This is a genomic window from Yoonia sp., from assembly GCF_036770585.1.
GTDB lineage: Bacteria > Pseudomonadota > Alphaproteobacteria > Rhodobacterales > Rhodobacteraceae > Yoonia.
In genome coordinates, this window is the sequence record NZ_DAIPIW010000075.1 from 1 (window position 1) to 11,948 (window position 11,948).

At 62.8% G+C, this 11,948-nt stretch carries 10 protein-coding genes; 8 read left to right on the forward strand and 2 right to left on the reverse strand.

What is annotated here, in order from left to right; genetic code table 11:
• From V7N12_RS11790 to glmM, 8 genes are all read left to right on the forward strand, one after another.
• On the forward strand, nucleotides 1-531 hold a 531-nt coding region (locus tag V7N12_RS11790), incomplete at its 5' end, for a glycine--tRNA ligase subunit alpha (protein WP_333714776.1).
• Nucleotides 531-1,052, forward strand: coding sequence for a DUF6446 family protein (locus V7N12_RS11795; protein WP_333714777.1), 522 nt, complete (start codon nucleotides 531-533; stop codon nucleotides 1,050-1,052). The genes V7N12_RS11790 and V7N12_RS11795, both read left to right, overlap by 1 nt.
• A complete protein-coding gene (glyS, locus tag V7N12_RS11800; RefSeq protein ID WP_333714778.1) occupies nucleotides 1,052-3,301 on the forward strand; it encodes a glycine--tRNA ligase subunit beta in 2,250 nt (749 codons plus the stop codon). Before V7N12_RS11795 ends, glyS begins: the two co-directional genes overlap by 1 nt.
• Before the next feature lie 79 nt (nucleotides 3,302-3,380).
• Complete coding sequence (locus tag V7N12_RS11805; RefSeq protein ID WP_333714779.1) at nucleotides 3,381-5,936, forward strand: putative PEP-binding protein; 2,556 nt, start codon at nucleotides 3,381-3,383, stop codon at nucleotides 5,934-5,936.
• A 187-nt stretch (nucleotides 5,937-6,123) separates the two neighbouring features.
• Nucleotides 6,124-6,792 carry a cell wall hydrolase gene (locus V7N12_RS11810; RefSeq protein WP_333714780.1) on the forward strand — a complete coding sequence of 223 codons (669 nt, stop codon included), beginning with the start codon at nucleotides 6,124-6,126 and terminating at the stop codon, nucleotides 6,790-6,792.
• Nucleotides 6,793-6,886: 94 nt separating this feature from the next.
• Nucleotides 6,887-7,804: a dihydroneopterin aldolase gene (locus V7N12_RS11815; protein ID WP_333714781.1), complete on the forward strand. Its 918-nt coding sequence runs from the start codon at nucleotides 6,887-6,889 to the stop codon at nucleotides 7,802-7,804.
• On the forward strand, nucleotides 7,801-8,817 hold the full coding sequence (gene folP, locus V7N12_RS11820) for a dihydropteroate synthase (protein ID WP_333714782.1): 1,017 nt from the start codon (nucleotides 7,801-7,803) through the stop codon (nucleotides 8,815-8,817). Before V7N12_RS11815 ends, folP begins: the two co-directional genes overlap by 4 nt.
• A complete protein-coding gene (gene glmM, locus V7N12_RS11825; protein WP_333714783.1) occupies nucleotides 8,814-10,157 on the forward strand; it encodes a phosphoglucosamine mutase in 1,344 nt (447 codons plus the stop codon). Before folP ends, glmM begins: the two co-directional genes overlap by 4 nt.
• On the opposite strand, the gene V7N12_RS11830 is transcribed toward glmM, so the two are convergent.
• Both V7N12_RS11830 and ilvC read right to left on the reverse strand, forming a co-directional pair.
• Nucleotides 10,154-11,053, reverse strand: a complete 900-nt coding sequence (locus tag V7N12_RS11830) for a DMT family transporter (RefSeq protein ID WP_333714784.1) — start codon at nucleotides 11,051-11,053, stop codon at nucleotides 10,154-10,156. The genes glmM and V7N12_RS11830 overlap by 4 nt on opposite strands.
• 85 nt (nucleotides 11,054-11,138) lie before the next feature.
• The coding region (gene ilvC / locus V7N12_RS11835; RefSeq protein WP_333714785.1) for a ketol-acid reductoisomerase at nucleotides 11,139-11,948 on the reverse strand (810 nt) is incomplete at its 5' end.

The following is an 11,948-nucleotide window of genomic DNA, read 5'->3' on the forward strand; positions in this document are numbered from 1 at the left end:
GGCTGGGAGGTCTGGTGCGACGGGATGGAAGTCAGCCAGTTCACCTATTTCCAGCAGGTCGGCGGCCATGACTGCAAGCCCGTCTCGGGCGAGCTGACCTACGGGCTTGAACGTCTGGCGATGTATGTCTTGGGCGTCGATCACGTGATGGACATGCCGTTCAACGATCCCGAGGCGCCGATTGCGCTGAAATACGGCGATATCTTCCACCAGACCGAGCAGGAATATTCCCGCTGGAACTTCGATGTGGCGGATACGGATGTGCTGTTGCAGCACTTTCTGGATGCCGAGGCTGAATGCCAGCGCATCCTGGACGCGCCCGCGACGGACCCCAAGACAGGCAAGCGGATCATCATGGCGCACCCCGCCTATGACCAATGCATCAAGGCCAGCCACGTCTTCAACCTGCTGGATGCGCGCGGGGTGATCTCGGTCACGGAACGGCAGGCCTATATCGGACGGGTGCGCACGCTGGCCAAGGCCTGTGCCGATGCCTTCGTGCAGACAGAAGCAGGCGGGGCTGCGGCCTGATGGCGCGGGTGATTATCGTGGGGATGCTTGTGATCAGTGCGGTGGCGGGCGGGCTGATGTATTACCTGCAGGTCTACGCCTATTACGAAGAGGTCGCGTTCAGCCCCGATGCCGTGGTGCTGACCTCGCTGATCACCGGCCAGCCCGAGCCGCTGCTGATCGCGGATTTCGACGCCATCGACGCGGTCTCCAGCCCGCTGCGCTATCGCGCCTGTTTCACCACGCCCATCAGCCTTGCCACGCTGACCGAGACCTATGTGATCGTCGATGATGCCGAGCCGCGTGTCGCGCCCGGCTGGTTCGACTGTTTCGATGCCGAACAGATCGGTGCCGACATCCGCACCGAGGCGGTGGTCTTCATGGGCATCGAGAATGTCCAGTATGGCATCGACCGCGTCGTCGCCGTCTACCCCGACGGTCGCGGCTATGCATGGCACCAGATCAACGCCTGCGGCGAAGTGGTCTTCAACCGCGAACCCGTCCCCGAGGGCTGCCCCACTCCACCCGAAAGTCTGAATTGATGCCTGATCTTCTGATTGAACTCTTCTCCGAGGAAATCCCCGCGCGGATGCAAGGCAAAGCCGCCGATGATCTGCGCAAGATGGTCACCGACGGGCTGGTCGCGGCAGGGCTGACCTATGCAGGGGCGGCCGCCTTTTCGACGCCGCGGCGTCTGGCGCTGTCCATCGAGGGGCTGACGGCGGAAAGCCACGCGGTGCGTGAGGAACGTCGTGGCCCCAAGGTCGGTGCCCCGGCGCAGGCGATCGAAGGCTTCCTGCGTGGCGTCGGGCTAAGCATCGACGACCTCGAAGTGCGCGACGACAAGAAAGGCGAGGTCTATTTCGCCGTGCTGGAAAGGCCCGGCCGCAAGGCCGCCGAGATCGTGGCCGAGGTGCTGGAAAACACCATCCGCACCTTCCCTTGGCCCAAGTCGATGCGCTGGGGTGCGGGGACCCTGAAATGGGTGCGCCCGCTGCATTCCATCCTCTGCCTGCTGGTGGACGAGGGTGGGGCCGAGGTGGTGCCGCTGGATGTCGACGGGATCACCTCTGGCAAGACCACGCGCGGCCATCGCTTCATGACGCCGGATGCATTTTCCGTCACGTCTTTTGATGATTACGAGGCAAAGCTGAAGCGCGCCCATGTGATCCTGCGCGCCGATGAACGGGCCGAGGCGATCTGGAACGCGGCCACCAATCAGGCCTTCGCGCTGGGGCTTGAGGTGGTCGAGGACAGGGGCCTTCTGGCCGAGGTCGCGGGGCTGGTCGAATGGCCTGTCGTGCTGATCGGGCAGATCGGCGAGGATTTCCTGGGCCTCCCGCCCGAGGTGCTGCAAACCTCGATGAAGGAACACCAGAAGTTCTTTTCCGTCAGGAACCCCAAGACAGGCCGGATCGAACGTTTTGTGACCGTGGCGAACATGGAAACCGCCGACAATGGCGCGACCATTCTGGCGGGCAACCAGAAGGTGCTGTCGGCGCGGCTGTCGGATGCGAAATTCTTTTGGGAAAACGACCTGCGCACGGTCGAACGGCAGGGCATGAAGGCCTGGACCGACCAACTGGCCAATGTGACCTTCCACGCCAAGCTTGGCTCGCAGGCCGAACGGATCGACCGCATCGCAGCGCTGGCGCGCGAGATTGCGCCGATGGTCGGGGCCAAGCCCGATCTGGCGGAAGAGGCCGCGCGGATCGCCAAGGCCGATCTGGCCTCGGAAATGGTCTATGAATTCCCCGAATTGCAGGGGCGGATGGGCAGCTACTATGCCAAGGCGGCGGGCCACGATGACGGCGTGCCCGAAGCCTGTCTTGAGCATTACTCCCCGCTCGGTCCGTCCGATGATGTGCCGACAGCGCCGGTGTCCGTTGCCGTGGCTTTGGCCGACAAGATCGACATGCTGGCAAGCTTTTGGTGGATTGATGAGAAACCGACAGGGAGCAAAGACCCATTTGCCCTACGTCGAGCCGCCTTAGGTTTTACCCGATTGATGCTCGAAAATCAGATTTCGCTAGGCCTTAGAGAACTCATCCTAACTGCCTATCAGCCTCATGATGATGCTCTTGGCTCTGTAATCCAACGTGACGAGCTAGATCAAAAATCCGCTGCGGCCAAATGGCTGGGAGTGTCTCCTAACGAGGCTGACCAAATCTATGCGAAAGTCTACGAGGCGCGGAAGGCAGCGGGACGAGTTAGCACAAGCCTGCTTGATCTTGGGATTGATTGGTCAAATGTGCCTCATCCCAGTGACGACCTCCTCGCCTTCTTCCACGACCGCCTCAAGGTTTTCCTCCGCGACAAGGGCATTCGTCACGACATCATCGACGCCTGCATTGCCATGCCGGGCAACGACGACCTGACCCTTCTTGTCAAACGCGCCGAGGCACTGGCCGCGACCCTCGCCACCGACGATGGCGAAAACCTGATCCAAGGGTTCAAGCGCGCCAACAACATCCTCAGCCAAGCCGAGGATAAGGACGGCGTCGAGTATTCCTACGGCGCGGATATCAAATTCGCGGAAGCACAGGCCGAGAAAGACCTTTTCGCCGCCCTCGACGCAGCCGAAGCCAAGATCGCACCCGCCATGCAGGCCGAGGATTTCGGGACCGCCATGGCCGCCATGGCCGCGCTGCGCGGGCCCATCGACGCCTTCTTCACCGATGTGCAGGTCAACGCCGACAGCGAGATCCTGCGGCGCAACCGTCTGAACCTTCTGTCGCGGATCAGGAAAATCTGCCTGTCCGTGGCCGATCTGACGAAAATCGAAGGTTAGACAGGCGGCCCCGTAAACTTTCTTGGACAGGGGCGCATGGTTTCCCTTATGCTGCACCTACGCAATAAACGGTGCCGCAGTGCAGCAACAGACGACCTACAAGCCCCTGACCCTGATCACCCCGACGGCGGCCATGTCGCCATCGGTCCACGGGGGGCGGGCGAAGTGCCTGCAACGGCTTGTCCGGATGGAGATGCCGGTGCCGGTGACGGTGGCCTTGTCCTTTGACGCCGTGCATGACGCCGCTATCGGCAATCTGCCCGATCTTGCGGACTTGCTGGCCCCTTTCGGCGATGCCCCGCTCTTGTCTGTCCGCCCGTCCAGCCAAGACCCTGACTGGGGCGGGCCAAGCGCTATCCTGAACGTCGGCATGAACGACGCCCGCTATGTCGAGCTGATCAACTGGCTGGGCGAAGAAACCGCGACCAAGCTCTATCTGCGTTTCATCCAGTCCTACGCGATCCATGTGGCGCGGCTCGATCCGGACGAGTTCCACATGCCGGATGTGACGGATGCCGAAAGCCTCAAGGCGATGATGGCGACCTTCGAATATGAAACGGACGAGCCCTTCCCGCAGGATGTGGACTCCCAACTGGCCGAGGTGCTGCGCTCCATGGCGCGGGCCTGGGACGGGACGACCGCGCGGTTGTTGCGGCAAGCCAAGGGTGCGCCTGCGGATGCGGGGCTGGGGCTGGTGGTGCAGGCCATGGCGACAGGCACGGGACGCGGCGAATGCGGTCAGGGCGTGATCCAGTTCGTCGATGGCACCTCGGGCGCACCGCGGATCATCGGTCGCTATGTAAGTTCGCATCTGGCCGGCACCCGCGCGCTCGGGCCAGAGACCGAAGGCGCGCTCTATCTGACGCGCGACCCGCGGGGGCCATCGCTCGAGGATCTCTGCCCCGATCAATACGCGAAACTGGTGTCCTATGGCGATCTTTGCCGCGCGCGGCTGCGCGAAGAAATGGAAGTGAAGTTCACCTTGCAAGACGGCGCTTTGCGGATCATCGACGCCGTGCGGGTCCAGCGGTCGTCCCGTGCCGCGGTGCGGATCGCCGTGGCGCTGGCCGAGGACCGGGTCATTCCGCGTGAAGAAGCGGTGATGCGGGTCGAACCTGCCGCCTTGTCGGAATTGCTGCATCGCCAGATCGACCCCACCGCGCCGCGCGACATCCTGGTTCAGGGGATCGCGGCCAGTCCCGGGGCGGCCTCGGGCCGGATCGTGCTGACCGCCTCTGACGCGCAGGCCAGCGCATCTCGGGGCGAGCCTTGTGTCCTTGTCCGTCGTGAAACCACGCCCGAGGATATTCGCGGGATGCACGCGGCCTCGGCCGTGCTGACCATGCGGGGCGGGGTGACCAGCCATGCGGCCGTCATCGGGCGCGGTCTGGGGCTGCCTTGCGTCGTCGGTGCTTCGGATCTGTCCATCGACCGCAAGACCGGCAAGATCGTCGCCGCAGACGGGCGTGTCCTGCATGCAGGCGAGATGATCACCGTCGATGGAACCACCGGACAGGTCCTGCTGGGCGAGCCCAAGACGGTCGAGGCGGCTTTGGACGGCGCTTTCCAGACCCTGCTGGAGTGGGCGGATGAATTCCGCGACATCGGCGTGCGCGCCAATGCCGACACCCCCGCCGATGCGCAGACCGCCGCCAATTTCGCCGCCGAAGGCATCGGTCTGTGCCGGACCGAGCATATGTTCTTCGAGGGCGACCGCCTTGGCGTCATGCGCGAGATGATCTTTGCCGAGGATGGCGACGACCGCCGCGAGGTGCTTGACCGTCTGCTGCCGATGCAGCGGGCGGACTTTCAGGCACTGTTCGAGATCATGGCGGGCAAGACCGTCTGCGTCCGCCTTTTCGATCCGCCGCTGCACGAATTCCTGCCCTCGGACAAGGCGGGCCTGCGCGATCTTGCCGAACAGGTCGCACTTCCGCTGCCCGAGGTCACAGCGCGCGTCGATGCCCTTGCCGAATACAACCCGATGCTGGGGATGCGCGGGGTGCGCCTTGGCATCGCCATCCCCGAGATCTACGACATGCAGGCCCGCGCGATCTTCGAGGCCATCGTGGCCGTGGGCAAGAAAGGCATCGCCATTTCAGCCGAGATCATGATCCCGCTGGTCAGCGCCATGCGTGAAGTCGAACTGGTCAAATCGCGGATCGAAGTCATCGCCAATGTCGTGCGCACCAAGAACAAGGCGGATTTCGATTACCGGCTCGGTGTGATGGTCGAAACGCCGCGCGCCTGTTTGCGGGCGCAGGATATCGCCGAACATGCCGACTTCCTGTCTTTCGGGACCAACGATCTGACGCAGATGACCTATGGTCTGTCGCGCGACGACGCCGGACGGTTCATGTCGTCCTATGTCCAGCAGGGCGTTTATGTCGAAGATCCGTTCCACACACTCGATATCGAAGGGGTAGGCGAACTGATCGCGCTGGGCGCCGCGCGTGGACGCCGGTCACATCCTGACATCACCCTGTCCATCTGCGGTGAACATGGTGGCAGCCGATCCGCGATCGATTTTTGCCGCAAGAGGGGCTTTGATTATGTGTCCTGTTCACCATTCCGTGTGCCTGTCTCGCGCCTGACGGCCGCCCAATTGGCGATTGCCGACCGCCTGTCGCAATAGGGCAACGCTATATATTGTGTTTGATCGCGTTCAATCCTGCAATTTGTTGCATATCTTGTGTTATGCCCTGAAAGGGTAGCTCCATTGCCGCACCCGGGTAGCCAAGGGGTGGACCTGAAAGGCTGCATGTTCTAGAAACCCCCTCGCCGGTGTAGGGGCTAGGCCTGCACTTTCCTGGGTGGGAAAAATGACATTTGTAAGGACGATCTGCGCCGCAGTTGCAGCGGCGACAATATCTTTCGGCGTGGTCCCTGCCGCTGCCGATGAGGTGCTCGCAAGCCGTTTGAGCGCCATTCTGGGTCAGGAACGCCAAGCGCTCTCGGTCGTGCCCGACAGCCGCCTGAGCCTTCTGACCAGCCTGCCACCAGCCGAAGAGCGTGGTCTGGCGACCGAAAGCAATACAATTTACGATGGCGAGTTTCTTGCCTCTCTGCCGGCCGCGCAAGGTGGCGAGCAGTGGCAGTGTCTTGCAGAGGCGCTCTACTTCGAGGCGCGTGGCGAGACCGTGCGTGGCATGTTCGCCGTTGGCGAAGTCATCCTGAACCGCGTCGACAGCGACGACTATCCCGACTCGCTGTGTGGTGTGATCAATCAGGGGACCGGGCGACTTTATGCCTGCCAGTTCACCTATACCTGCGACGGTAACCCCGAAACGATCAACGAACCCCGCGCTTGGGAACGTGTCGGCAAGGTTGCGGCGATCCTGCTTGATGGCGCGCCACGTGCGTTGACAGGCGGTGCCACGCATTATCACACGAAGGCCGTTAGCCCCTCATGGGCCAAGCGCTTTCCGCGCACAGCCTCGATCGGGTCGCATTACTTCTATCGTCAGCCGATCCGCACCGCATCGATGTAGGTCGGTCTTGAGGTTGTGCCTGTCGCGCCTGATGCTTGTCGCATCGGGCGCGTTTGATGTATGCGGGCCTGAAAAGAGACAGCGGGGCGATCCCATGACCGACGAAATCCGTCTTGCCTTCGCGCATCCCTCCGAACGCGCCGAGGCCAGCAGCCAAGCCCCTTGCGACCGCATTTCCCTGCGCGACTATGTCGTCGAGGTTGAAATCGGCGCGTTCCAGCAGGAGCGCGGCAAGATGCAGCGTGTGCGCTTCAACATCGTGGTCGAGGTGACGCCGAACAGCGGCCCCATCGACGATGATGTCGACCGTATCCTGTCCTATGACAAGGTCACCGAAGCCATCGCCATCGAGCTTGAAGCCGAGCGGATCAACCTGCTGGAAACCCTTGCCGCGCGTGTCGCCGAACGCATCCTTGTTCAGCCGCAGGCCGAGCGGGTCTTTGTCCGCATCGAAAAACTGGATCGCGGTCCCTTTGCGCTGGGCGTCGAGATCGTGCGCAGCAAGGACGGCACGACAACTGGCGGGCAGGACCATGTCGAGGCCCCGCATCCGCGCGTTGTCTATCTGTCGAATGCGGCCATCACATCGACTTATCTGAAGGGCTGGATCGACCAGCTGGTCGCCCGCGATGCGCCGCTGATCGTTTGCGTGGGGGCGGATGATGTCGCGGCACCACAGGTGGACAATGCGCTGGCACAGCGCCGGATCGACCTGCTTGCCATCGAACAGAACGCATGGCGGCTTGCCGCCCATGATGCCCGGCTGATGGTCGTGGGCACGCGGACCGAACTCGACTGGGCGATGAAGAACGGGCAGACCTGCATCTGGGCACCCTCGAAGATCGTTCTCGATGCGGTTGATGGCCCTGCGGCCGGTCCGCGCGATGCCGTGGCGCTGGTGGCATGGTTCGCACAACAGATGCAGGCGAAAGAATTGCTGGTGATCGGGGGGGATGTGCCGCAATCGGACGTGCCGGTGCGGGCCCACGCGGCAGATGAAGCGACGCTATGACAAGGCTCTATTACCGGCCGATTCTGCGTTTCGGCGAACTGCCGACACCTGATAGTTTCCCGCTTGCAGGGGGGCTGTGCTGGTTCGAAAGGGCTATTGTCCTTGACCGGACCGGGGGCCGCCGCCGTATCCCCGCTGGCGATCTGCCTGAAGATGTGCTGGCGCGGCTGACGACACCCCGTGCGTCGATCTGCGGTCTGGATATGCGCCGCCCGCAGGTCATGGGCATTCTCAACGTCACCCCCGACAGTTTCTCGGACGGGGGTCTCTTCGACAAGCCCGAGATGGCCATCGCCCACGCCAGAGCGATGCAGGCCGAGGGCGCAAGCATCATCGACATCGGTGGTGAAAGCACCCGTCCCGGCGCTGGCGTTGTGTCGGTCGAGGCCGAGATCGGGCGGACAGCGCCCGTGATCTCGGCAATTCGGGAAGGCAGCGATGTGCCGATTTCGATCGATACCCGCAAGGCCGCCGTGGGGCAGGCCGCCGTCGCTGCGGGGGCCACGATGATCAACGATGTGGCCGCATTCACGTATGATCCCGCGTTGCTCGACGTTGCAGCCCAAGCCGGAACGCCGGTCTGCATCATGCACGCGCAAGGCACGCCCGAGACAATGCAGGCCGATCCACGGTATGACGATGTTCTGCTCGACATCTACGATTTCCTCGAAGAGCGTGTTGCAGCGGCCGAGGCCGCGGGCGTTCCGCGCGACCGCATCGTCGTCGATCCCGGTATCGGTTTCGGCAAGACGCTTGAGCATAATCTGACGATCCTGCGTGGCATCGCCGTCTTTCATGGGCTGGGCTGTCCGATCCTGCTGGGTGCCTCGCGCAAACGCTTCATCGGGACGATCGGCGGGGGCGCGGACGCGGGTGACCGTTTGGGCGGGTCGGTTGCCGTGGCGCTTTGGGGCGCGCGACAGGGCGTGCAAATCCTGCGGGTTCACGATATCTTCGCCACCAAGCAAGCGCTCGATCTGGAATGGGCCATAGGCGGAGCAGCAATGACATGACGCGCAAGTTTTTTGGCACCGACGGCGTGCGGGGCAAGGCCAATACCCATCCGATGACCGCCGAGATGGCGCTGCGCATCGGCGCTGCGGCGGGGCGGTATTTCCGCAACGACGGGTCCAACGGACACCGCGTGGTGATCGGCAAGGACACGCGGCTGTCGGGCTATATGTTCGAAAGCGCCCTGACCGCGGGCCTGACCAGCACCGGCATGAATGTGCTGCTGCTTGGCCCGGTGCCGACCCCTGCGGTCGGCTTGCTGACCACCTCGATGCGTGCCGATCTGGGGATCATGATCTCGGCCAGCCACAACCCGCATCAGGACAACGGGATCAAGTTCTTCGGCCCTGACGGCTTCAAGCTTTCGGATGAGGCGGAGGTCGAAATCGAGACCCTGATCGACGGTGATCTCACCCCGGCCAAGGCCGAAAACATCGGTCGCGCAAAGCGGATCGATGATGGTCGTTTCCGCTATGCCGAACGGATCAAATCGACGTTTCCGCACGGGATGCGACTGAATGGTCTGAAGGTCGTGATCGATTGTGCCCATGGCGCCGCCTATCGCGTCGCCCCCGAGGTGCTTTGGGAACTCGGGGCGACGGTGATCCCGGTCGGTGTCAACCCGAATGGCTACAACATCAACGACGGCTGCGGATCGACACATACCGATCTCGCCGCCGAGGTGATCCGGCGCGAGGGTGCGGATGTCGGCATCTGTCTTGACGGTGACGCGGACCGCGTGATGATCCTCGACGAGACCGGCAAGGTTGCTGACGGCGATCAACTGATGGCGCTGATGGCGGGGCGCTGGGCCGATCAGGGGCGTCTGAAGGACGGAACACTGGTTGCGACGGTGATGTCGAACCTTGGCCTCGAACACTACCTGCAAGGGCGCGGCCTGCGGCTGGAGCGGACCTCGGTGGGGGACCGCTATGTGGTCGAGGCGATGCGCAAGGGCGGCTGGAACCTCGGGGGCGAGCAATCGGGCCATATCGTCATGACCGATTATGCGACAACGGGGGACGGGCTGCTTGCGGGGTTGCAGTTCCTTTCGGCCATGATCGACTCCGGATTGCCTGCAAGTGCGCTGACCCGCACTTTCGAAACCGTGCCGCAGATGCTGAAGAATGTGCGCTATCCGCAAGGGCATGACCCTTTGGGCACCGCCAAGGTCAAGGCCGCGATTGCCGATGCCGAAGCCAAGCTGACTGGCAAAGGGCGCCTGCTGATCCGCAAGTCGGGGACAGAGCCGATGATCCGTGTCATGGCCGAATGCGAGGATGACGCGCTATTGGCGCAGGTCGTCGAGGGGATCGTGGCCGAGGTGGAACAGGCGGTCTAGCCGCGGATGATCTTGCGCAGGTTGGCCCATTGGCTGATCGCCAATCCGGTCAGGATCAGGCCGAGGGCCACGAAGAAACGCAAGGGAAGCGCCTCGTTCAGCACAAGTGCCCCGAAGATCATCGCCCAGACCGGCACCTGAAAACCGACAGGGGCCATGAAGACGGAACCCGCGCTGCGGATCGTTGATATGCGCAGCCATGCCGCCAGCCCCGTCGGGATCAGCCCCAGAACGACAATCGCGACGGTCGGGCGCAGGTCTGCCACCACCGGCACGCCCTCGAACATGATCATCGCGGGGACCAGGGCGACCGATCCCACGACCAAAACGGCGGTGGCCATGGCAATCGGATCGATCGTCGGGCAGCGGCGTGTCATGATGCTGGCCACCGCGTAAGACAGCGCGGCACCAAGGCAGGCGATCTGGCCCCAAGGCTCGAGCCCTGTGCCGATGCGCAAAACGCCCGGTCCGATCAGGATCGTCGCCCCGACAAATCCCATGACCACACCCAGACCATTGCGCAAGGTCAGCGGTTCATCCGAGAAGACATGCGCGAGTGGCAGCACGAAGAGCGAGACCGCCGCCATCGCGATCCCCGCGAAGGCCGAGGGAACGAACTGCTGTCCCCAGCTGAGCAGGGTAAAGGGCAGGGCCGAATTCAACAAACCGATGATCACCAGAAAATAGATCAGCCGACCCGACAGCTTTGGCAGCGGGCGGTTCAGGACACGCATCAGGGCAAGAAGGGCGATCGCCCCCAAGGTGGTCCGCGCACAGGCCACGGTCAGCGGCCCGTATCCTTCCAGCGCGATGGCGACGACCATGAAGGTCGCCCCCCAGATCAGGCCGAGGGCGGCGACAGAAAGCCAGTTGAAGAGGGTGGGTTGTTGGGTCATCGCGTCATTCGGGGTCAAAAAAGGCCCAAGCGCGGGGCTTGGGCCTTTCAGGCGACCATGGCGGCGAAACCGCCGAAGGTAAAGCCTAGTTCTTTGATTTGTCGACCATCTTGCCTGCGGAAATCCAGGGCATCATGCCGCGCAGCTTTTCACCGACCTGTTCGATCTGGTGTTCGTCGTTGATGCGGCGTGTCGCCTTGAAGAACGGCTGGCCGACCGCGTTTTCCTGCATGAAGTCACGCACGAATTTGCCGGTCTGGATATCGGTCAGCACGTCTTTCATGCGCTTCTTTGTCTCGTCATATGGCAGGATGCGCGGACCCGAGACATATTCGCCATATTCGGCGGTGTTCGAGATCGAATAATTCATGTTCGCGATGCCGCCTTCGTAGATCAGGTCGACGATCAGCTTGACCTCGTGCAGGCACTCGAAATAGGCCATCTCGGGCTCGTAGCCGGCTTCGACCAGGGTCTCGAAACCCATGCGGATCAGCTCGACCAGACCACCGCAAAGAACGGCCTGTTCGCCGAAAAGGTCGGTCTCGCATTCCTGACGGAAGTTGGTCTCGATGATGCCGGAACGCCCGCCACCGATGGCCGAGCAATAGGACAGGCCGATTTCCATCGCCTTGCCGGTTGCATCGTTGTGGACAGCCACAAGGCAGGGCACGCCGCCGCCTTTGGTGTATTCGCCGCGCACGGTGTGGCCGGGGCCCTTGGGGGCCATCATGATCACGTCAACGCCGGGTTTGGGTTCGATCAGGCCGAAGTGCACGTTCAGGCCGTGGGCGAAGGCGATGGCCGCGCCTTCCTTTAGGTTGTCGTGAACGTATTTGCGGTACGTCTCGGCCTGCAATTCATCGGGCATGGTGAACATGATCAGGTCGCACCATGC

Bases quoted from the DNA above. Each gene is read 5' to 3' on its own strand.
- V7N12_RS11795 (WP_333714777.1), top strand. From the start codon at position 531: ATGGCGCGGGTGATTATCGTGGGGATGCTTGTGATCAGTGCGGTGGCG.
- glyS (WP_333714778.1), top strand. From the start codon at position 1,052: ATGCCTGATCTTCTGATTGAACTCTTCTCCGAGGAAATCCCCGCGCGG.
- V7N12_RS11810 (WP_333714780.1), top strand. From the start codon at position 6,124: ATGACATTTGTAAGGACGATCTGCGCCGCAGTTGCAGCGGCGACAATA.
- V7N12_RS11815 (WP_333714781.1), top strand. From the start codon at position 6,887: ATGACCGACGAAATCCGTCTTGCCTTCGCGCATCCCTCCGAACGCGCC.
- folP (WP_333714782.1), top strand. From the start codon at position 7,801: ATGACAAGGCTCTATTACCGGCCGATTCTGCGTTTCGGCGAACTGCCG.
- glmM (WP_333714783.1), top strand. From the start codon at position 8,814: ATGACGCGCAAGTTTTTTGGCACCGACGGCGTGCGGGGCAAGGCCAAT.
- V7N12_RS11830 (WP_333714784.1), bottom strand. From the start codon at position 11,053: ATGACCCAACAACCCACCCTCTTCAACTGGCTTTCTGTCGCCGCCCTC.